This is a genomic window from Streptomyces sp. NPDC022910, assembly GCF_055561075.1.
On sequence record NZ_JBVHHL010000018.1, the window covers coordinates 41,368 to 61,992 of the forward strand.

The following is a 20,625-nucleotide window of genomic DNA, read 5'->3' on the forward strand; positions in this document are numbered from 1 at the left end:
TCGCGGGCAGCGGATCACCGGTGGTCTGACCGGGCTGCCTCCGGGCGGCGGAGTGGCCACAGCGGCAGAGGATCCATCGCATGATCATGAGCTACCTCGGGTGAGCGGTCCGAACCGCTGGGCGGCACGATGGTGACCATGGCCCCGTCGCTGAGCTTCCAGCCCGTGCTGGAACGCATCGCCGAAGAGGTGGAGCGGCGGCCCGGGCGCGGGCGGGCCGCCGACTACATCCCCGCGCTCGCCGCCCTCGACCCGCGCCGCTTCGGGATGGCGGTCGCCGAGCTGGACGGCACGGCGTACGGCGTGGGGGAGTGGCGGCAGCCGTTCTCCACGCAGTCCATCACCAAGGTCTTCACTCTCGCCCTCGACCTGGCGCGCGAGGGCGACGAACTGTGGGAGCACGTCGGCCGGGAGCCCTCGGGCAACCCGTTCAACTCGCTGGTCCAGCTGGAGTACGAGAACGGTATCCCGCGCAATCCCTTCATCAACGCGGGCGCCCTCGTCGTCACCGACCGGCTGCACACCCGTACCGGCCACGCGTCCGGCACCCTGCTCGACTTCCTGCGGACCGAAAGCGGCAATCCGGAGCTCGCCTTCGACGACGAGGTCGCCGCCTCCGAGGCCGCGCACGGCGACCGCAACGCCGCCCTCGCCCATTTCATGGCGTCCTACGGCAACATCGACAACCCGGTGCCGGTGCTCCTCGACCAGTACTTCAGGCAGTGCTCCATCGAGGCGTCCTGCGCGGACCTCGCGCTCGCCACCGGCTTCCTGGCCCGGCACGGGATCCGCGCCGACGGCACCCGCCTGCTCACCCGCAGCCAGGCCAAGCAGGTCAACGCGGTGATGCTGACCTGCGGCACGTACGACGCGGCGGGGGACTTCGCCTACCGGGTCGGCCTGCCCGGCAAGAGCGGCGTCGGCGGCGGCATCATCGCCGTCGTTCCCGGCCGCTGCACCCTGTGCGTGTGGAGCCCGGGTCTCGACGAGCGCGGGAATTCGGTGGCGGGGGTCGCGGCACTGGACCGCTTCACGACGTTGACGGGCCTGTCCGTATTCTGAGCGGGGCGACCGCATTCCGAGCAGCAACCGGGTTCTTCGTGCCCTGTGGTGACCGCCGCTCACACGGCGGTCACGCGCAGGCCGCCCCTGTGAGGGGCGGGCGTCGCTTTCCAGCCACCCGGCGTTGACATGCTTTCCGAGTGTTGGCCATGGCTTTCCCCGTCGATCTCCGCCGCTGCCAGGCGCTCGGTCTGGCCGGTACCGCCTTTCTCGCGTTGGGCGGTGAGACCGCCGGGGCCCTGCCGGTCGAGGATCTGGTCTCCCCCGAGTCCGGGCGCGCCGCGCTCGGACTGGTGGGGGTGTACTTCGGTGTCGTCCTGCTGATCGCCGCGTGGGCTCTGCTCGGCCGGGTGATACGCGGTCCCGAGCCGCCGACGCCGCGCGCCCTGTTGCTCGTCCTCGCCGTCTGGGCGGCTCCGCTGCTGCTCGCGCCGCCGCTGTTCAGCCGCGACGTGTACAGCTATCTCGCGCAGGGCGCGATGGTCGACGCCCACATCGACGTGTACGCGCACGGGCCCGCGCAGCTCGGCGGTCCGCTGGCGGACGAGGTCGCTCCGGTGTGGCGGGACACCGCGGCCCCCTACGGGCCGGTCTTCCTCGTCGTCGCCTCCGCGCTCTCCGGCCTGACCCGCGGTGAACTGCCGGCCGGGCTGCTCGGCATGCGGCTGGTCGCCCTCCTCGGCGTGGCCCTGATGGCGGCGGCGCTGCCGCGTCTCGCCCGGCAGTGCGGCGCCGACCCGGCCGCCGCGCTGTGGCTGGGTGCCCTCAACCCGCTGGTGCTGCTGCACCTGGTCGCGGGCGCCCACAACGACGCCATCATGCTGGGGCTGCTCGGCGTCGGCCTGCTCGCCGCCCGCGGCCGCCTGCACGTCCTCGGCGTCGTCCTGGTCACGCTCGCCGCGCTGGTCAAGGCACCGGCCGCGCTCGGCCTGCTGGCCGCGATCGCGCTGCGCCGGCACGTCGGCGTCGCGCGGGCGGTGGCGACGACCACGGTGGTCGCTCTCGGCACCACGGTGGTGGCCACCGCCGTCGCCGGTACGGGGTACGGCTGGATAGCGGCCCTGAAGACGCCCGTCTCACCGCACAACTGGTCGCCCACCAGCGTGCTCGGCCGGGTCACGGGGCGTCTGCTCGACGGTCTCGGCAGCGACCTCGCGCCCCTCGCCATCCCGGTCTGGCACGCGGCCGGACTCCTGGCGACCACGGTCGCTGTGCTGTTCATATGGCTGAAGCTGCGGCCGGGCCCGATCTACGCGCTCGGCCTGAGCCTCGCCGTCGTCGCCGTGCTCGGCCCGGCGATCCGGCCCTGGTACGCCCTGTGGGGGTTGTTCCTCATCGCCGCAGCGGCCCCCAGCACCTTCGTGCGCCACCGGGTGGCCGCCACCGCCGTGCTGGCGCTCGGTGTGCTGCCGAGCGGTGGACCGCCGGACGCCGCCCAGGTGGTCCTGGCGGTCTCCGGCGGCGTCCTCGCCGTGATCGTGCTGTGGCAGGCGCACCAGGCGTCCCAGGCACCCGTACTGGGAGGGACCGCGTGAGACCGCCCCGCACCGAGCGGGGACGGCTCGTCCTCGTGCTGTGTCTCGCCGCCGCCGTGGCCGTCTTCACGGCCACGGTGCCGCTGTTGCGCGGTTGGTTCGACCTGCGCGTCTACTACGGGACCGTGGACACCTGGGTGCACCACGGGGGTCATATCTATGACTACCGGGTGCCGGGGACGACGTACGGTTTCACCTACCCGCCGTTCGCCGCCCTGAGCATGCTGCCGATGGCGCTCGTCGGGCTGGACACGGCCATCGCCTGCGCCCTGCTGCTCAACCTCGCGGCCGTCGCGGTCGTGCTGTGGATCCTCGTCGGCCCCGAACTGCGCCGCTACGGCTGGTTCGGCTGGGCCCTGGCCGCGTGCGCACTGGCGCTGCTGGAACCCGTTCGGGACACCTTCAGCTTCGGGCAGGTCAACCTCCTGCTGCTGGCCCTGGTGCTCACCGACGCCTGGCTGCTGTCCACCGGGCGCGGGCGCTGGGCCGGCGTCGGCATCGGCCTCGCGGCGGCCGTCAAACTCACACCCGCCGTCTTCATTGGCCTGCTGCTCCTCGCCCGCCGGTGGCGTGCCGCCGCCGTCGCGACCGCCGTCGCCGTGGCCGGCACGCTGCTCGCGCTCTGGGCGGCACCGGGCGCCTCCCGCTTCTACTGGGGGCACGCCGTCTGGGACACCACCCGCATCGGGCGCCTCGATTACGTCTCCAACCAGTCGCTGCAGGGCGTCCTCGCCCGGCTCGCTGCACCGGGCGAACCGAGCCGTGCCGCCTGGGCGCTGGCCGTCGTCGTGGTCCTGGCGGTGTGGGTGTGGCGCACGCACCGCGCACTGCGGGCCGGTGACTGGCGGGCCGCTTTCGCCCTCACCGGACTGGTCGCCTGTCTGGTCAGCCCGATCACCTGGGTGCACCATCTCGTCTGGCTGCTGCCGTCGTTCGCCGTGCTCGTCCACGCGGGCCGGCTGCGGATCGCGGGCGCCCTCTACGCGGTGCTGTGCAGCAGCGTGGTGTGGCTGTGGTTCGACGACGCGTCAGGGATCGACGGCTTCCTCGGCAGCAACATCTATGTGTGGATCACCCTCGGTCTGCTGCTGGGCCTGCCGGTCGGTCAGCCGCGGGTCGGCCGTCCGCCCTTGAACCGCAGCGCCAGCGCGACCGCCGTCCCTACGCCCAGCCCGACCGCGCCCGCCAGTGCCCCCCTGGCCGGCCAGCCGGCGTCGTCCGTCGACGTCACCGTCGGCAGTGCGACGGGACGCGCGCGCGAAGCGGGCCGGCCGGGCAGGAGCGAGCCGACCGGTGTGATGCGTCCGGCGGCGGCGAATCCCCAGTCGAGCAGCGAGCGTGCCTCCTCGTAGACGGCGTGCGCCCGGCCTCCTTGAGGGTTCATCACCGTGACGATCAGAGTGCGCCCGCCGTGACGGGCGGCGGCCACCAGGGTGTTGCCCGCGTTGCTGGTGTAGCCGTTCTTGATGCCGATCAGCCCGGGATAGGCCGCGACGCCGCCGCGGCCGGTCAGCAGTCGGTTGGTGTTCGCGATCTCGTACGACGATCCGCCGTCGCCAGGGAAGCTCGACTCGGCGGTGCCGCAGTAGCGGGTGAAGTCCGCGTTCTGCAGTCCGGCCCGCCCGAACACCGCGAGGTCGTAGGCCGACGACACCTGTCCGTCGGCGTCGTATCCGTCCGGCGTGACCACATGGGTGTCGTGGGCGCCCAGTGCGCGGGCCTTGGCCTCCATCTGGCGGACCGTGGTCTGCACGCCGCCGTTGAGCGCGGACAGCACGTGCACCGCGTCGTTGCCGGAGTTCAGGAAGACCCCCCTCCACAGGTCGCTGATCCGGTAGGTGTGTCCCTCGCGTACCCCGACGAGGCTGCTGCCGGGGCCGATACCTGCCAGCTCCCAATTGCTGACAGTGTGCCGGGTCTCGCCGGGCAGCGCCGGAAGGACGGTCAGGGCGAAGAGCGTCTTGAGTGTGCTCGCGGGCGGCAACGGTCGGTGCGCGTCGTGCGCTGCGAGCACGGCGCCGGTGCCGGCGTCCGCGACCACCCAGGACAGCGCCGACACTTCGGGGAGTTCGGGGGTTCCCGGGCGCGGTCGCACCTGCGTCCCGGACCCGTGAAGGAGTGAGAGCTGGCTGGCCGTGGGCCGGGGGGCGTCGGAGTCGCTGCCCATTGCGGCGACGGCGGCGTGCGCCGGGAGGGCCGGGGCGCCGAACGCGCTGAATGCGCCGATCGCGCAGCACGAGACGACGACGCGGGACGTGAATCCGATAGTCATACCGAACACGTTAGGAATAGTGAGGGCGTATGCCCCGATGACTTGCGCCGAGTGGGGGGATCGTGCACCCGGATGCCGGATGCCGGGACCTGCCCGGCCGCGTGGGTCATCCGGCCGGCAGCGTGGGCTGGACCTGGCGCAGGAAGGCCGCGTTGTCGGGTGTGGCCCGCAGCCGTTCCAGCAGGGTCTGCAGGTTCGCCTGGCCGTCACCCGACTGCAGGGCGCGCCGCAGTCCCCGTACGGCCGTCAACTCCCTTGCGGGCAGTAGGAGTTCCTCGCGGCGGGTGCCGGACGGGGTGATGTCGACGGCCGGGTAGACCCGGCGGGAGGCGAGGGTGCGGTCGAGGCGGAGCTCCATGTTGCCGGTGCTCTTGAGCTCCTCGAAGAAGAAGTCGTCGGCGCGGGAACCGGTCTCCACCAGTGCGGTCGCCAGGACGGTGAGCGAGCCGCCCTCCTCGGCCAGGCGCGCGGCCCCGAAGAGCCGCTTGGGGCCGTGCAGGGCGGCCGCGTCGACGCCTCCGCTGAGGGTGCGGCCACCGGCGGCGGCCGCGTTGTTGTGCGCCCGGCACAGCCGGGTCAGCGAGTCGAGCAGGATGACGACGTCCTGCCCCTGCTCGACGAGCCGCTTGGCGCGCTCGACGACCAGTTCGGCGAGCGCGATGTGCTGCTTCGGCGTCTGGTCGAACGTGGAGGCGTACACCTCGCCACGCACCGAGCGCCGCATGTCGGTCACCTCTTCGGGCCGCTCGTCGAGGAGCACCACCATGAGGTGGCACTCGGGGTGGTTGCCGGCGACGGCCGCGGCGATCTGCTGGAGCAGCACGGTCTTGCCGGTCTTGGGCGGGGCGACGATCAGCCCTCGCTGCCCCTTGCCGACGGGCGAGACGAGGTCGATGACGCGCCCGGACAGGCCGGCTGCCGGGTGTTCGAGCCGCAGCCGCTCGCGCGGGTGCAGCGGGGTGAGGTCGCGGAAGTGCGGACGGCCTCGCAGCTCCTCGGGGGTGCGGCCGTTGACGCGCTCGACCTCGGTGAGGGAGCGGCCGCCGCGGGTGCCGACGAGCGTGTCGCCCTTGCGCAGTCCGAAGCGGCGGACGACGGCCGGGGAGACCTGGAGGTCGGCGGGCGAGGCCAGGCAGCCGGCTGCGCGCAGATGCCCCTTGCCGTTCTGGTCGATGTCGAAGACGCCGGTGACGGTCTGGGGCGGGACTTCCTGCCGTACGGCAGGGCGTTCGAGTGTGGTGGTCATATGAGGTCCTTTCACGGACGGAAGCCAGAAGGAAGGCAGAGAAGGGGAGCGGGCCGGGGAGGCGGCATGATCACGCCTCGCTGCGGCGGGGAACATCACCTCGGTACGGCGGAAAGACGCTGCTTGCGAGGTGGTGCCGGGAAGCCGGTACGCCGGTCGGGAACCACATACGGCGCGGCGAACTCAGAAGGAATGGGCACCGGCGCCCGAAACGGGGCGTCCACAGGTGCTGACCGCACTGTAGCACTTTCCGTGCGGGTGAGAGAGTGACCTGTGCCTCAACGGCTCACGACATGGGCAACGCCCTGGCGTCGCCTTTTGTTCCGAGGGAGGGCCGCCGGGTACGACGAGGTGCTGCGCACCGTGCCGTGGGGGCAGAATCGAACGTCGTACGGCGTCAGGCGACCCCCGGCGACAAGGAGTCACCGGTGGACACCTCCTCCGCCGCACCCCACCGCATGGACCCCTCCGGCGGCTGCCCGCACGCCGACAACGCCCGGCTGCTCGCACGGGGCGCCGTCGCATTGGTCGTACCGCCCGGTGACGTCGATGGGATGGCCAGACGACCACCGGCAGCTGCGGTCGCTCGTCAGCCGGGCGTTCACGGCGCGGCGCGTGGAGGAACTGCGGCCGCGCATCGAGCAGTTGACCGCATGCCTGCTCGACGACCTCGCCCGCGTGGCCGCGTCCGGCGGTGGAGTGGCCGATCTGCGGCGGCACTTCGCGCTGCCCCTGCCGATGGGGTCATCAGGCGGGCCGCGGCCTTCCTGTGCTCCGACGAGGCCGCGTTCGTCAACGGCGCCAACCTCACGGTCGACGGCGGCGACCGCGCGATGGCGGGCTACCGGCCGTGACCACGCGACTCGACCACGTCGGCGTGAACACGCGATCTCCGCGCCCAAACCTGGTGGCCCCGGCGACGTCGAGGCACTTGCCCGCGAGACCGGTGATCGCGCCGGTGGCCGCATCGGCCGGGGTGGCGGTGAGGGCGACGGCGGACAGGGTGAGCACGGCACTCGCGGGCCTGACCACACCGGAGATCGCCCGCGCCTTCCTGGTCCCCGAGGCGACCACTGGCGCAGCGCCTGGTGCGCGCGAAGCGGAAGATCCGCAACGCCGGCATCCCCTACCGGGTGCCGCCCGCGCATCTCCTGCCCGAACGCACGACGGGCGTGCTCGGTGTGCTCTACCTCCTCTTCAACGAGGGGTACGCGGCCACGTCCGGCGCCGACCTCGTACGCACCAACCTGTGCGCCGAGGCGATCCGCTTGGCCCGCGTGCTGGTCCGCCTCATGCCCGACGAGCCCGAGGTCCTGGGCCTGCTCGCGCTCCTGCTGCTCCACGACGCCCGTCGCGGGACACGCGTCGACGCGGCGGGCGAACTGGTGACCCTGGAGGACCAGGACCGCGCGCATTGGGACGTGCCGAGGTCGACGAGGGCGCCGCCCTGCTGGAAGCCGCGCTGCGGCGGGGCCGCCCCGGGCCATATCAGATTCAGGCCGCCATCGCCGCCTGCCACACCACCGCGACCACCGCCGAGGAGACCGACTGGGCCGACATCGCCGCGCTCTACGGCGAGCTGGCCCGCCTCGTGCCCTCCGCCGTGGTCCGCCTCAACCGTGCGGTGGCGGTCGGCATGGCCGAGGGTCCGGAGGCGGGCCTCGCTCTGGTGAGAGAGCTGGAACAGGAGGGCGAGTTGGTCGGCTACCACCTGCTGCCCGCCACCCGCGCCGACCTGCTGCGCCGCAGTGGGCGTACGGGGGAGGCGGCCGAGGCGTATAAGCGGGCGCTGGAGCTGGTGGCGAACGACGCCGAGCGCCGGTTCCTGGAAAGGCGGCTCGCGGAGTGTCGATCGGCGTAGGGGCCGTTCGGCGGTGGGTGAAAGCACCTCACAACACAGGAGGTTCCGATGACCGCCCCCGCCCCCGACCCCCGCCGCCGGCGCGCTCTCGCCCTGCTGTGCTGGCCGGGTTCATGGTGATCCTCGACGCTCAGAGCGAGCGCGCTGCATCTAAGCTGAAGGTGATGTTCTCCCCGCACGGTCCCACCCTTCGCGAGCTGGCCGTTCAGGCGCTGTCCTCGGTCGAGCACGGGTACGACCTGCTCGCGCCCAAGTTCGACCACACGCCCTTCCGGACGCCGGAGGCCGTCCTCGACGCCGTCGAAGCGGCACTGGAGGTGATCGGTCCCTTCGAGCACGGGCTCGACCTGTGCTGCGGTACGGGCGCGGGGATGGACGTTCTGCGCACGGTCTGCCGTGAGAGCGTCACCGGCGTCGACTTCAGCGCGGGCATGCTGGCCGTCGGACGGGACCAGATGCGGTCCGAGGGCTCGCCGCGCGTCGACTGGGTGCGCGCGGACGCCCGCGCCCTGCCCTTCGGTCCCGTTTTCGACCTGGTCGTGAGCTTCGGCGCCTTCGGGCACTTCCTGCCGGGCGAGCTTCCCGGTCTGTTCGCCCAGGTCCACTCCGTACTGCGGCCGGGCGGACGGTTCGCGTTCCCGGTCGGGGCTCCGCCGCGGCCGGCCTCGCCCTGGTACTGGGCACTGCTCGGCTTCGACGCGGCGATGCGCGTGCGCAATGCCGTCTGGCGGCCGCCGTTCGTCATGTACTACCGGGCGTTCCGCTTCGGTGACGTACGGGGAGAGCTGACCCGCGCCGGTTTCACCGTCGAGCACCGGGCCCTGACCGACTTCGGCCGGCGGCCCGACGGCAGCCCGCGCTGCCGGTTGATCGTGGCCACGCGGGGGAGTGGCGCACCGCGGGCCTGACCGGCGCTGTGCCCCAGCCCCTTTTGGTCCCGGCCGGGAGCGCGGTCGCCCCCCTCTGGTGGTCCTGGGCCGGCGCGCACGGCGGTCACGTCGCTGCCGTGGCCCTCGGGCCCCGTCCGCGACCGCTTCCTCAGCAGAGCCCTTCCGGCCCGCACCCTGACCACCCACAGGCGGCCCGGAAGTGCGACCGAATCCGGCCCGTGGCGCCCGCGGCTGCCTACAGCGCGCTGTACAGGGCGTCGACGAGCGCCATTTTCCTCGGGTCGTCGGGTCGTCGTGTCAGGTGAAGAACAGCGAACCACCCGGTTCCTGATGGCCGGTGACGGTGTGCCAGTAGTCCCGCGTCTCCACGGCGAACCCCTCCTCGTCGAAGCGCACGAAAACGCAGCCGGCGAGAGTCACGGGCCTGCCGTCCTCCTCGGCCAGCACCCGGAACTCCGCCACCGATCGTCGACCGGGGCCGACGATCGGCTCGGAGAAACGGACGTCGAGCGTGCGCTCGGAGGCGAACGACCAGCGCACGTACTCGGCCAGTTCGCTCCGCCCCCGGTGCGGCGTGCGGAACGGCATCGACCGGTGGAGGCAGTCCCGGGCGTACAGCGCGAGGATCGCGTCCACGTCGTGTGCCGCCCAGGACCGCTCCCACACCCGGACGAACCTGTGTGCCGCCTCGGCCGTCTCCATGCCGCTTCTCAGAAACGGGCCGGCAGCCAGCGCAGCTTGACCGCCTCCTGGTACGGGCCGCCGCCCTCGTGGTCGTTGAAGTCGTAGACCTCGATCTTCTTGTCCTCGTGCGCCCACGCGTTGAACGCGGCGAACACCGTCGAGGGGGGACACGTCTGGTCCTCCAGCGCCGCCGAGAACAGCGCGGGAGCCCGGCCACGCACGGCGAAGTGCACGCCGTCGAAGTACGAGAGCGTCCGCATCACCCGCTCGGTGCGGCCCCGGTGTGTCTTGAGGTACTTGCCGATCTCCCGGTACGGGTCCCGGTCCGTGAGCGTCGTGGCGCGCGGGAAGTCGCACAGGAAGGGCACGTCCGGGGCGACCGCCACCAGATCCGGCACCAGACCGCCGACCGCGAGCGTGATACCTCCGCCCTGGCTGGTGCCGACGGCCGCGGTGCGGGAGGCGTCGGCCAGCGGGTGCGCGCGGGCCGCCTCGACGGCCCGCACTCCGTCCGTGAACAGCCGCCGGTAGTAGTACGTCTCGGGGTCCTCGACGCCGCGCGTCATGAACCCGGGGAAAGCCGGGGCGCTGCCCACCGGGTCCGGCGTCTCGCCGCCGCCCCAGGCGCTGCCCTGCCCGCGTGTGTCCATCACGAAGTGCGCGAAGCCCGCCGACGCCCACAGCAGGTGCATGTGCGGAAGAGCGCGTCCGCCGCCGTAGCCGATGAACTCCACGACTGTGGGCAGCGGCCCGTCGGCGGACGCCGGCACGGTCAGCCAGCCCTTGACCGGATGGCCGCCGAACCCCGCGAACGTCACGTCGTAGACCTGGAGTGTCCTCAGGCCCGTGTCGACCGGCTCGAAGCGGGCGTCCAGGTCGTGCTCGCGGGTCTGCTGCAGCGTCTTCGTCCAGAACGCGTCGAAGTCCGCGGGTTCGACCGAGGCGCTGCGGTACGCGCGGAGTTCGTCGAGCGGCAGGTCGAACAGGGCCATGAAGGATCACCTTTGACGTCAGGAGGGCGGATGATCACACCGTACGGTGGCCACCGATGACCCGCCAGACCTCGAACCCGGGGGGCCGGTCATGCCGGAAAACGCGTCAGGCCGTCCGGCGCCGCCACTCGGGTCCGGTGCGGGCCCACTCGGCCTCCCACTCCGCCATGCGGTGCCGTTCGGCGACCCGGCGGATCACGGCGCGGGCCAGGAGCACGGCCCCAGCCACTCCGCCCGCGGCCCACAGGCCCGTCGTCAGGGCGTGCTGCCACACCGCGGCGTCGCTCGGCGGCGGGGCGACGCCACGGTCCTCGGCGTCCAGCCACACATCCGCCCGGTCGCCGTGCCGCGAGCCCGCCGGGACCTGGGCGACCGTGGTCCGCGTGCCCTTGCCCGGCTCGCTCCAGCGCACATGCACGTCGTACAAGGGCTGCCTGCTGCCCTGGGTCGAGGGCACCGCGGCCGGTGCGTCCTCGACGAGCACCGCGGAGACCTGATGGCGCTGGGCGCGCTGGGTCACCTGGGTCTCGTGCGCGTTGTCGTAGGCCCACCAGCCCGCGGCCGTACCGGCGAACGGCGCCCCGAGGCACAGCAGCACGGCGAAGAGCAGGGCCGCCCACGCCTCGACGACATCCGACCGGCGGCGCAGCGGATTGCGGCGCCAGCGCCAGCCGCGCACCCGGGTTCGCATCTCGACCTCCTTGCCGCCACGTTCCGCTCGTGGAGGGGCCGACCGGTCCCGGCGCCCGGGTCCCTGCGACCCGCCCACCACCCTCGGCCACGAGGAGAACCCCCTCGCGGAAGCAGCGCGTAACACCCGTCGCGCACCAGCCCGCCGCCGGCTCCGGGACCGGAGGACGGCCGCTCACGGGGCTCGCGCGTACGGTGCACGGGATGCTTCCGATGAAACGGCTTTTTGTGCCAATTCTCCTCTCGGGCGAGGTTCCCGGCCATTTGGCCCCGAAACCCGGGACCGGGTCAGCCGAAGCGTTCGATCCGAATGCGGTCCACCGGCTGCCCGGCCGCGACGAGCAGCCGGGAGGCATGCTCCGCAAATCCGTTCGAGCCGCACACATAGGCCTCCCATCCACCGGGAGGCGCCTCGGCCAGGAGCGGCGCCACGTGGTCTGCCGACATACGGCCCACGGGCACACCCTCGGGTGCGCTGCGAGTGAAGACACGCGTGGTCTCCGCCCCGTACTCGTCCGCGTAGATCAGCTCCCGCGGCCCCCGGGCCGAGACCAACAGCCGCAGCGGCACCCGCAGACCCCGGGCCCGGTGGTGGCGCACCATCGACATCAGCGGGACGACCCCCGAGCCCGCGCCGATCAACAACGCGGGCCGGTCGCCGGGCCAGGCGAAGAAGCCGCTCAGCGGCCCCCGGACCTGGACCTCGTCCCCGGGCTTCGCCACCGTGTGGAACCAGCCGGAGACCTCACCGCCCTCGACGTGGTCCAGGGTCAGTTCGATGTCCCCCGACTCGTCGGGCGGCGACGCGACGGAATAGTGCCGCTGCGCCACATAGCCGTCCGGCGCGGTCAGCCGCAGCATCAGATGCTGTCCGGGCAGATGACCCGCCCAGCAGGGCACCGCGAACCGGAACGTCGCCGCGTATGGCGTCTCGCGGCGGATCGCGGTCAGCGTGGCGGTCTGCCACCGGGCGGCAGTGCGGTTGCTCACCGTGATCCGCCCGGGCACCGCGAAGGGCGTCGGCGGCACGAAGGGCTGGGGTGTCACGGTCGTCTCAGTCACCGGAGTACCGCTGCTCCTGCCACGGGTTGCCCCGCGCGTGGTAGCCGTTCTGCTCCCAGAACCCTGGCTCGTCGTGGTCGAGGATCCTGAGGCCCGCGATCCACTTGGCGCTCTTCCAGAAGTACAGATGCGGCACGAGCAGCCGCGCGGGACCTCCGTGCTCGGCCGGCAGCGGCTTCCCGTCGTACTCGAACGCGATCCAGGCGCGCCCGCCGGTGAGGTCGGCCAGGGGGAGATCGGTGGTGTAGCCGGTGTGGGAGTACGCGACGGCGTGCGTGGCCGTCGCCTCGGGCCGTACCAGGTCCAGGAACACATCCAGGGACACGCCCCCGAACCGCACCCCGAACTTCGACCAGCTGGTGACGCAGTGGATGTCGCCCTCGTACGCCGACGCCGGCAGCGCGTGCGCGTCCTCCCAGCTCCAGGTGCGCGGCTCGGCCACCAGACCGTCGATCCGCAGCGACCAGTCCGCGGCGGCCAGACCGGGCGTCACCTCGGCGGACAGGACGGGCCAGTCGTCGCCCGCGTCGTACTGGCCGGGCGGCAGCCCGGGATCGGGGACGCGCGGGCGCCCGGTGAAGCCTCGGGTGACATTCATGGCGGTGGTGCCTCCAGACCGTCCGGACGGGACCGTCGGTCGAGCGTGATGAATGCGTACGCATTCAACCGTACGGGTCCGTCGGCCCTGCTCCCCGCCCCGGGGGCTTTGGATCATTGCGGGCGCATGAACTCTCCGGGAGCCCGGGAATACCCGTCACATGATCTTCCTTGCGGTGTAGTGGCCGGACCGGTGGGTCCTGCGACGGGTGGTCCGGCGACAGCGAAGGAGAGTGAGGCAGGTCATGCCCAAGGCGTACGCATACACGCGGTTCGGCGGCCCGGAGACCGAGAAGTTCATCGACGTCGGCCGGCCGAGCCCGGGCCCCGGACAGCTCCTTGTCGCGGTGCGCGTGGCGGGCGTGAACCCGATCGACTGGAAGCTGCGCTCGGGCTTCCGGCGTCCCGGCGAGACGGGCAAGCCCGAGTTTCCCTTGGTGTTCGGCAGCGAGGCCGCCGGCGTCGTCGAGGAGGTGGGACAGGGCGTGACCGGCTTCGCCGCGGGGGACGCGGTCTTCGGGAACACCGTGGCCGGCGGGTACGCCGAGTACGCGCTCCTTCAGGCGACGGTGACCGCGCACGTGCCGGACGGGCTGTCCTTCGCGGACGCGGCTGTCCTGCCGGTCGCCGTGGCCACCGCCTACGACGGGATCCGCCAGCTCGACCTGCCCCGGGGCGCGACCCTGCTGGTCACCGGCGCAGGTGGGGGAGTCGGCGTCGCCGCCGTGCAGATCGCCCGCGCCTTCGGTCTGCGTGTCGTCGGCACGGCGAGCGAGGGCAAGAAGGACTTCGTCGAACAGCTCGGCGCCGTGCACGTCCCGGCGGGACCGGATCTGGCCGCGCGGGTGCGGGCGGCAGCTCCCGACGGCATCGACGGTGTGTACGACCTCATCGGCGGTGACGGGCTGAAAGAGGTGGCGACCCTGCCGCCGGACCGCTCGAAGCTGATCACAGCCGGGGCGCCGCCCCAGGACGTCGAGCGGCTGGGCGGCGCGCGCGTCGCCCGGGCCAGGACCGCCGCCGTGCTCGACGAGGTCGCGCGCCTGGTCGAGCGCGGTGACATCGATCCGTACATCACCGAGCGCTTCCCGCTCGAGCGGGCCGGGGAGGCCCTGCGCGCGGTCGAAGGCGGCCACGCCCGGGGCAAGGTCGTGATCGAGGTCGGTGCATGAGCACCGAACGGCACGTCCTCGACAACCCGGCGCTCGCCTCGCTGACCGGCCGGCACGCCCACTTCGCCGAGCGACGGGGGCGCGTGCTGCGCTACCTCCTGGACGTGTCACCGTGGGTGGGCCTGCCCGACGAGCCCGACGCCGACGACTGGGCCGACCTCGCGGCGCTCGCGGGCCCGGGAGCCGAGGCCCCGCTCGCCGGTTTCCGCGGGCAGGTCCCGGACGGCTGGGAGATAACCTTCGCACTCGACGGGGTGCAGCTCGTCGACGACGGACTCGCCGCCGCGCCCGACCCGGAGGCCGTACGGCTCACCCCTGCCGATGTGCCGGAGATGCTGGACCTGGTCGAGCGCACCCGGCCCGGCCCCTTCCTGCCGCGCACCATCGAACTCGGCACCTACCTGGGCATCCGTCGGGGCGGTGCGCTGGTCGCCATGGCGGGCGAGCGGCTGCACCCCCCGGGCTGGACCGAGATCAGCGCCGTGTGCACCGATCCGGACTTCCGTGGCCGGGGACTGGCCACCCGGTTGATCCTGGCCGTCGCGCACGGCATCCGTGAGCGCGGCGAGACCCCGTTCCTGCACACGGGCGCGGGCAACACCAACGCCATCCGGCTCTACGAGTCGCTCGGCTTCCGGCAGCGCCGTACGACGAAGTTCCTCTCGGCCCGGGTTCCGGAGCACGCGGCGGACGAGCAGGCTGTGGGGATCTGATCAATCCGCGGCAGCGGCGGACGGCCTGAGCGGCGTGGCGCCCGCCGCGGCGTTGTACCGCAGCAGATACGCCGCGAAGCGTTCCAGGTCCTCCTCGGACCAGCCCACCAGCCGCTCCCGGAACGCTTCGCGGCGGCTTTCGGTCACCTGGCCGAGGATCCGTGTCCCCGTCCCGGTCAGGTGCAGCACTTGCACCCGGTGGTCGTCAGGATCGAGTCGCCGCTCGATCAGCCCGGCCCGCTCCAGCGCGGCCACCTGCCGGCTGACGGTGGACTTGTCCAGCGCGTAGTGCGCGGCCAGGTCGGTCGCGCGGCAGCCGCCGCTCTCCTCCAGGTGCCCGAGCAGCGTGTACGAGACCAGGGACAGCTCCGGATGCATGCGCCCCGCCGAAGCGCGGGCACGGCGGGCGAACGACGTCATCTCGCGATGAATCGTCTCGACGGCCGCCTCGGCGGAGCGCGACGCGGTGGCGCGCTCTGCGACAGGGCTCTCGCCGGACCTCTCGGCTGTCTCCACGGGACCTCCTCGCGGTTCTGGTTGTACAGTACAACTTCAAGGCGGCCCCGTAGGGGCCGACCGGGGCGGGGGCCGCGGCGGCGCGGAACCCCCTGCTAAGGTGACGTCCGGCCGTGGATCGCCCCGGCCGGTCGTGGCCGAGGAGGTGAGACCCATTACTGCTGTGTCGGCTCGGGTGCTCTCACCTCATGACAGCGCGGACCACCGCCGGTAGGTGGCCGCGAGGGCGCCCTTCGGTAAACCGGAAGGCTACTCGGCTCCATGCCACCACTTTCGCTCTCCAGCGTCGTCTCCGCGCTCCGCTCCGCCGGCTGTGTCTTCGCCGAGGACGAGGCGGAGTTGATCCTCTCCACCGCTCGTACGCCCGACGAGGTCGCCGCCATGGTCGACCGGCGGGTCGCGGGCCTGCCCCTCGAACAGGTCCTGGGCTGGGCCGAGTTCCACGGACTGCGCGTCGCCGTGGAGCCGGGCGTCTTCGTGCCCCGCCGGCGCACCGAGTTCCTCGTCGAACAGGCAGTCGCCCTCGGGTACGACGCCTCGCTGGTCGTGGATCTGTGCTGCGGCTCGGGCGCGGTCGGCGCCGCCCTCGCCGCGGCGCTCGACGGCCCCGAGCTGCACGCCGCCGACATCGATCCGGTCGCCGTGCGCTGTGCCCGCCGCAACGTCGCCCCCTACGGCGGGCGGGTCCATGAGGGCGACCTGTTCGCGGCCCTCCCGGGCAGCCTGCGCGGCCGCGTCGGCATCCTCGCGGCCAATGTCCCCTACGTGCCCACGGACGAGGTCTCGCTGCTGCCGTCCGAGGCCCGCGAGCACGAGCCACTCGTCGCCCTCGACGGCGGCTTCGACGGCCTGGACGTCCTGCGCCGGGTCACCGCCGGGGCGTCCCCGTGGCTCGCCCCCGGCGGCCTGCTCCTCGTCGAGACGAGCGAGCGCCAAGTCCCCCATGCCGTGGAGGAGTTCATCCGCGGCGGGCTCGCCGTCCGGCTCGCCGTCTCGGCGGAGCTGAGTGCCCATGTGCTGATCGGCACCCGGCGTTAGAGGCCGAGCGGGCGCAGGACGGCCGGGGTGATCGCGTCGGCGGCGTCGGGCGGCTCACCGGTCGCGGCCCCCGTTGTGCAACTAGTTGCACAACGGGGTGCCGTCGTCTACAACAGACGCACGACATCCCGTACGGAGGGCCCGATGAGCCGCTACCCCCACCTGCTGACCCCGCTCGACCTGGGCTTCACCACCCTGCCCAACCGTGTGCTCATGGGCTCGATGCACGTGGGGCTGGAGGAGGCGGAGCGCGGCTTCGAGCGCATGGCCGCGTTCTACGCAGCCCGGGCGCGCGGAGGAGTGGGGCTCATCGTCACCGGCGGTATCGCGCCCAACGAGGCCGGACGCCCCTACGAGGGCGGCGCGAAGCTCACCACCGAGGCGGAGGCCGAGCAGCACTCCGTCATTACCGAGGCCGTGCACCGCGAGGGCGGCAGGATCGCGATGCAGATCCTGCACTTCGGCCGGTACGCCTACCATCGGGACCTCGTGGCACCCAGCGACCTTCAGGCCCCGATCAGCCCGTTCGTGCCACACGCGCTCACCGACGCCGAGGTCGAGCAGACGATCGACGACTATGCGCGCGCCGCCCGTCTGGCCCGGCACGCCGGGTACGACGGTGTCGAGATCATGGGCTCCGAGGGCTACCTCATCAACGAGTTCGTCGCGGTGCAGACCAACCGGCGCGAGGACCGCTGGGGCGGCTCGTACGAGAACCGGATGCGCTTTCCCGTGGAGATCGTCCGCCGCGTCCGCGAGGCGGTCGGCGAGGACTTCGTCATCATCTACCGGCTGTCCATGCTCGACCTCGTGCCGGGCGGCTCCTCCCTCGACGAGGTCGTCACGCTCGCCAAGGCGGTCGAGGCCGCCGGAGCGACCATCATCAACACCGGCATCGGCTGGCACGAGGCACGCATCCCGACCATCGCCACCTCCGTGCCGCGCGGTGCGTACACCTGGGTGACCAAGAAGGTCATGGGCGCCGTCTCGGTCCCGCTCGTGACGACCAACCGCATCAACACACCGGAGCTGGCGGAGCAGTTGCTCGCCGACGGGTACGCCGACATGGTGTCGCTGGCCCGCCCGATGCTCGCCGACCCCGACTTCGTCGCCAAGGCCGCGGAGGGGCGCCCCGAGGCCATCAACACCTGCATCGGCTGCAACCAGGCCTGCCTCGACCACACGTTCAGTGGGAAGATCACCTCCTGCCTGGTCAACCCGCGCGCCTGCCACGAGACCGAGCTGGTCCTGTTCCCGACCCGGCTGCGCAAGCGCGTCGCCGTGGTCGGCGCCGGTCCCGCCGGGCTCGCCTGCGCCGTCTCGGCCGCCGAGCGCGGCCACGACGTCACGCTCTACGACGCGGCGGGCGAGATCGGCGGCCAGCTCAACGTCGCCCGCAAGGTTCCCGGCAAGCAGGAGTTCGACGAGACGCTGCGCTACTTCCGCACCCAGCTCGAACTGCACGGCGTGGACGTCCGGCTGAACACCCGTGTCGCCGCCGTGGACCTCACCGACCACGACGAGATCGTCGTCGCGACCGGCGTCACCCCGCGCACCCCCGAGATCCCCGGCAGCGACCACCCCCGTGTCCTCGGCTACCTCGATGTGCTGCGCGACGGCGCCCCCGTCGGCGAGCGCGTCGCCGTCCTGGGCGCGGGCGGCATCGGCTTCGACGTCGCCGAGTACCTCACCGACGGCGGCGACAAGGCGAGCGAGGACCCGGCGACGTACTTCCGCCACTGGGGCGTCGACATGGACTACCGCGCCCCCGGCGGCCTCGCCGCACCCGAGCGGCCCGCCCCGCCGCGTACCGTCCACCTCCTCCAGCGCAAGACCTCCAAGGTCGGCGCGGGGCTCGGCAAGACCACGGGCTGGATCCACCGCACGGAGCTGAAGAACCGTGGCGTCACCATGGTTCCGGGCGTGACCTACGACCGGATCGACGACGCCGGGCTGCACATCACCGTCGACGGCGAGAGCCGGGTCCTGGAGGTCGACACGGTCGTCCTGTGCACCGGGCAGGAGCCGCGCCGCGACCTGTACGAGGAACTGGTGGCCGCGGGCCGGACGCCGCACCTGATCGGCGGGGCCGACGTGGCGGCCGAGCTGGACGCCAAGCGCGCGATCAAGCAGGGGACGGAGCTGGCGGCGGCGCTGTAGGACCCGTACGGCGCCTCCTTAGGATGATCCCATGTCACTCCCGCACGCGATCCTGACCGCCCTGCTGGAGAAGCCGTCGTCGGGACTCGAACTGACCCGTCGTTTCGACCGGTCGATCGGCTACTTCTGGTCGGCGACCCACCAGCAGATCTATCGCGAGCTGGGACGGCTGGAGAGCGACGGCCTCATCCGCGCCCTCCCCACCGATCAGCCGGCCCGCGGGCAGAAGAAGTCCTACGAGGTCCTGCCCGCCGGCCGCGCCGCACTCGCCCGCTGGACGGCAGCGTCCCAGGATCCCAAGCCGGCGCGCGATGTACTGCTGCTGCGGCTGCGTGCCGCGGCGGTCGTCGGCACCGCGGGCATCGAGGCGGACCTGCGCCGTCATCTCGCCCTGCATCAGGAGCAGTTGGCCGAGTACTGGGAGATCGAGAAACGCGACTTCGGGCCCGGCAAGGACGCGGTGCAGGACCGCCTCCAGCACCTTGTGCTGCGGGCGGGCATCGACCTGGAGACCTTCTGGATCCAGTGGCTGACGCATGCCCTGGAGGAGTTCGGGGAGTTGCCCGGGCACGTCTAGCCGCCCGTGCGGCGGCCGGCGTCGGGCCGTCCTGGTCAACGGCCCGTCGTCACCGTCCGCTCGGTCGAGAAGCCGCCCCAGGTGCCGTCCGGCAGTTTCGCCCGTATGCGGACCCGGTGCATGACCCCTTCGTCCCGGCCCACGTAGAAGCTGTAGGTGGCGGTGGCGGTGGCGGTGGCGGTGGCGCGCGGCGCCGCCCCGCCCCAGACGAGCGAGGTGGCGGGCTGTCCGTCCAGGTGGATCTGGTACTCCGTGACGACGCCGTCGACGTCCGGCGGGACCCAGGCGAGGTCCAGGTAGTACGCCCCGTCGGCGCGGTGGGTCGTCGCACGGAACCGGGTCGGCGCGGTGCCCTGCCCGTCACCGGAACCGGGCGGAGTGGTCAGTCGCACCGCCTCGCTCGCCGGTGACAGGTTGTCCGCCGCGTCCCGCGCCCGGACCGTGAACGAGTACGGGATCCCCGGCCGCAGTCCGGTGACCACGGCCGCCGTCTGCCCGCCGCCCACGCTGTGGATCTTCGAGCCGCCCTGGTAGATGTCGTACGACGCCACACCCCGGTCGTCCGCCGACCGTGCCCAGGCCAGCTGCACCGCCCGGCTCCCGACGGCCTTGCCGGTCGGATGCCCGGGGCGGGACGGGGCCCGTTCGTCGGTGGCGACGCCGGCCGGTGTGGTGGCCCGGACCTCGCGGCTCGCCGGGCCGAGGACGCCGTCGGCGCTCCGGGCCCGGACCGTGAAGACGTACGACCTCGAAGGCTCGAGCCGGGTCACGTCCACCATGTGCTCGGCGCCCGGCACCTCCTTCACCTTGGTGGGGCCGCGAAATACCTCGTACGCGGTGATGTCCGGACCGCCCGCCACCCGGTTCCACATCACGTGCACGCTGGTCGAGCTGCCCGGCACGGCGGTCACCCCCAGGGGAGCCGAGGGGAGCCGTCCGCCGTCGTCGCCGGTCCGGCCACCCCAGGCGCAGGACGCCAGGAGCAGGATCGAACCGCAGATCACCGGTACGGGAACGCGTCGCACCGCCTGCCTCCCCTCCATGGGATTGGTCTGTACCTGTATGCCATGGCTGACGCGATCGCATCAAGAGGAGGGGCGGCGTTCGCTAAGGCGCGCCCTGGCTACGTATGCTGGTACCGGATACGGCGTGAACTCGCTTGTGTTTCATGGCAGTTCGTGCCGACGGCGCGGTCCGCTGTCGTCGCTGATCCCGCGCCGGCGAGCGCGGTCGAGTGGTCGGGGCCCGGTCGGGTCCCGACCACTCGGCTGCACGACGAGCGTGTGCTCCGTGCGGCCCCCTCCCGTCACGGGGCCGAAACAGATCATCGGCGAGGCCTCGTACGCCACCGCCGTGGCCCTCGGTATCCCCCCGGACCCGCGCACCGGCGGAACGGACTCCGGCGTGACGTACATCGTCTTCCGGAACTCCCGGGTGACGCCGATCGAGAACCACCAGGCGGCCGCGGCGCAAGGCGAGGAACTGGCGCGGAAGTTCCTGCGGGAGAACTGATCCGCACGAGAGCACCAGGAAGCCGCTGCCGACCCGAGCCGGCGGC

The 20,625-nt window shown here is 72.5% G+C and carries 17 protein-coding genes and 4 pseudogenes; 12 read left to right on the forward strand and 9 right to left on the reverse strand.

From position 1 onward, the window contains the following. Nucleotides 1-129 precede the first annotated feature (129 nt). The 3 genes from ACZ3TS_RS19020 (at nt 130) to ACZ3TS_RS19030 (ending at nt 3,949) form a co-directional block, all read left to right on the forward strand. Nucleotides 130-1,062, forward strand: coding sequence for a glutaminase (locus tag ACZ3TS_RS19020; RefSeq protein WP_467619212.1), 933 nt, complete (start codon nt 130-132; stop codon nt 1,060-1,062). Between the two features lie 149 nt (nt 1,063-1,211). Further along, nucleotides 1,212-2,597, forward strand: coding sequence for a polyprenol phosphomannose-dependent alpha 1,6 mannosyltransferase MptB (gene mptB / locus ACZ3TS_RS19025; protein ID WP_467619214.1), 1,386 nt, complete (start codon nt 1,212-1,214; stop codon nt 2,595-2,597). Further along, nucleotides 2,594-3,949, forward strand: coding sequence for a glycosyltransferase family 87 protein (locus tag ACZ3TS_RS19030; protein WP_467619216.1), 1,356 nt, complete (start codon nt 2,594-2,596; stop codon nt 3,947-3,949). Before mptB ends, ACZ3TS_RS19030 begins: the two co-directional genes overlap by 4 nt. Nucleotides 3,950-4,032: 83 nt before the next feature. On the opposite strand, the pseudogene ACZ3TS_RS19035 reads toward ACZ3TS_RS19030, so the two are convergent. Together ACZ3TS_RS19035 and rho are read right to left on the reverse strand one after the other, a co-directional pair. Next, nucleotides 4,033-4,869: pseudogene (locus ACZ3TS_RS19035) on the reverse strand (D-alanyl-D-alanine carboxypeptidase family protein); the annotation flags it as partial. A 106-nt stretch (nt 4,870-4,975) separates the two neighbouring features. Then, nucleotides 4,976-6,211 carry a transcription termination factor Rho gene (rho, locus tag ACZ3TS_RS19040; RefSeq protein WP_467619218.1) on the reverse strand — a complete coding sequence of 412 codons (1,236 nt, stop codon included), beginning with the start codon at nt 6,209-6,211 and terminating at the stop codon, nt 4,976-4,978. Nucleotides 6,212-6,543: 332 nt separating this feature from the next. Here rho and ACZ3TS_RS19045 point away from each other — a divergent pair. The 3 genes and pseudogenes from ACZ3TS_RS19045 to ACZ3TS_RS19055 all read left to right on the forward strand — a co-directional run. Beyond that, nucleotides 6,544-6,859 (forward strand): annotated as a pseudogene (locus ACZ3TS_RS19045) (cytochrome P450); the annotation flags it as partial. Between the two features lie 271 nt (nt 6,860-7,130). Further along, nucleotides 7,131-7,976, forward strand: a pseudogene (locus ACZ3TS_RS19050) (RNA polymerase sigma factor); the annotation flags it as partial. 164 nt (nt 7,977-8,140) lie between these two features. Then, a complete protein-coding gene (locus tag ACZ3TS_RS19055) occupies nt 8,141-8,884 on the forward strand; it encodes a class I SAM-dependent methyltransferase (RefSeq protein ID WP_467619219.1) in 744 nt (247 codons plus the stop codon). Between the two features lie 279 nt (nt 8,885-9,163). On the opposite strand, the gene ACZ3TS_RS19060 is transcribed toward ACZ3TS_RS19055, so the two are convergent. The 5 genes from ACZ3TS_RS19060 to ACZ3TS_RS19080 all read right to left on the reverse strand — a co-directional run bounded on the left by ACZ3TS_RS19060 (nt 9,164) and on the right by ACZ3TS_RS19080 (nt 12,892). Next, nucleotides 9,164-9,568: a nuclear transport factor 2 family protein gene (locus ACZ3TS_RS19060; protein WP_467619222.1), complete on the reverse strand. Its 405-nt coding sequence runs from the start codon at nt 9,566-9,568 to the stop codon at nt 9,164-9,166. Between the two features lie 8 nt (nt 9,569-9,576). Beyond that, complete coding sequence (locus ACZ3TS_RS19065; protein WP_467619223.1) at nt 9,577-10,542, reverse strand: acetylxylan esterase; 966 nt, start codon at nt 10,540-10,542, stop codon at nt 9,577-9,579. Between the two features lie 106 nt (nt 10,543-10,648). Beyond that, nucleotides 10,649-11,233, reverse strand: a complete 585-nt coding sequence (locus ACZ3TS_RS19070; RefSeq protein ID WP_467619225.1) for an Rv1733c family protein — start codon at nt 11,231-11,233, stop codon at nt 10,649-10,651. A gap of 287 nt (nt 11,234-11,520) precedes the next feature. Continuing rightward, nucleotides 11,521-12,294, reverse strand: coding sequence for a ferredoxin reductase (locus ACZ3TS_RS19075; RefSeq protein ID WP_467619228.1), 774 nt, complete (start codon nt 12,292-12,294; stop codon nt 11,521-11,523). Continuing rightward, nucleotides 12,287-12,892, reverse strand: a complete 606-nt coding sequence (locus ACZ3TS_RS19080; protein WP_467619229.1) for a sulfite oxidase-like oxidoreductase — start codon at nt 12,890-12,892, stop codon at nt 12,287-12,289. The genes ACZ3TS_RS19075 and ACZ3TS_RS19080 overlap by 8 nt, the downstream gene beginning before the upstream one ends. 244 nt (nt 12,893-13,136) lie before the next feature. Between ACZ3TS_RS19080 and ACZ3TS_RS19085 the strand changes: the two genes are divergently transcribed. After that, nucleotides 13,137-14,063, forward strand: a complete 927-nt coding sequence (locus ACZ3TS_RS19085) for an NADP-dependent oxidoreductase (RefSeq protein ID WP_467619230.1) — start codon at nt 13,137-13,139, stop codon at nt 14,061-14,063. After that, nucleotides 14,060-14,776: a GNAT family N-acetyltransferase gene (locus tag ACZ3TS_RS19090; RefSeq protein ID WP_467619233.1), complete on the forward strand. Its 717-nt coding sequence runs from the start codon at nt 14,060-14,062 to the stop codon at nt 14,774-14,776. The genes ACZ3TS_RS19085 and ACZ3TS_RS19090 overlap by 4 nt, the downstream gene beginning before the upstream one ends. On the opposite strand, the gene ACZ3TS_RS19095 is transcribed toward ACZ3TS_RS19090, so the two are convergent. Beyond that, nucleotides 14,777-15,196: a MarR family winged helix-turn-helix transcriptional regulator gene (locus tag ACZ3TS_RS19095; RefSeq protein ID WP_467619392.1), complete on the reverse strand. Its 420-nt coding sequence runs from the start codon at nt 15,194-15,196 to the stop codon at nt 14,777-14,779. 357 nt (nt 15,197-15,553) lie between these two features. Between ACZ3TS_RS19095 and ACZ3TS_RS19100 the strand changes: the two genes are divergently transcribed. From ACZ3TS_RS19100 to ACZ3TS_RS19110, 3 genes are all read left to right on the forward strand, one after another. Next, nucleotides 15,554-16,330 carry a putative protein N(5)-glutamine methyltransferase gene (locus tag ACZ3TS_RS19100; protein WP_467619235.1) on the forward strand — a complete coding sequence of 259 codons (777 nt, stop codon included), beginning with the start codon at nt 15,554-15,556 and terminating at the stop codon, nt 16,328-16,330. A 144-nt stretch (nt 16,331-16,474) separates the two neighbouring features. After that, on the forward strand, nt 16,475-18,490 hold the full coding sequence (locus ACZ3TS_RS19105) for an FAD-dependent oxidoreductase (protein WP_467619237.1): 2,016 nt from the start codon (nt 16,475-16,477) through the stop codon (nt 18,488-18,490). A 31-nt stretch (nt 18,491-18,521) separates the two neighbouring features. Further along, a complete protein-coding gene (locus tag ACZ3TS_RS19110; protein ID WP_467619240.1) occupies nt 18,522-19,067 on the forward strand; it encodes a PadR family transcriptional regulator in 546 nt (181 codons plus the stop codon). A 35-nt stretch (nt 19,068-19,102) separates the two neighbouring features. Here the strand turns inward: ACZ3TS_RS19110 and ACZ3TS_RS19115 are convergent, their stop codons facing one another. Then, nucleotides 19,103-20,092: a fibronectin type III domain-containing protein gene (locus ACZ3TS_RS19115; protein ID WP_467619241.1), complete on the reverse strand. Its 990-nt coding sequence runs from the start codon at nt 20,090-20,092 to the stop codon at nt 19,103-19,105. Between the two features lie 283 nt (nt 20,093-20,375). On the opposite strand from ACZ3TS_RS19115, the pseudogene ACZ3TS_RS19120 reads away from it, so the two are divergent. Continuing rightward, a pseudogene (locus ACZ3TS_RS19120) lies at nt 20,376-20,579 on the forward strand (glycoside hydrolase family 75 protein); the annotation flags it as partial. Between the last annotated feature and the right edge of the window lie 46 nt (nt 20,580-20,625).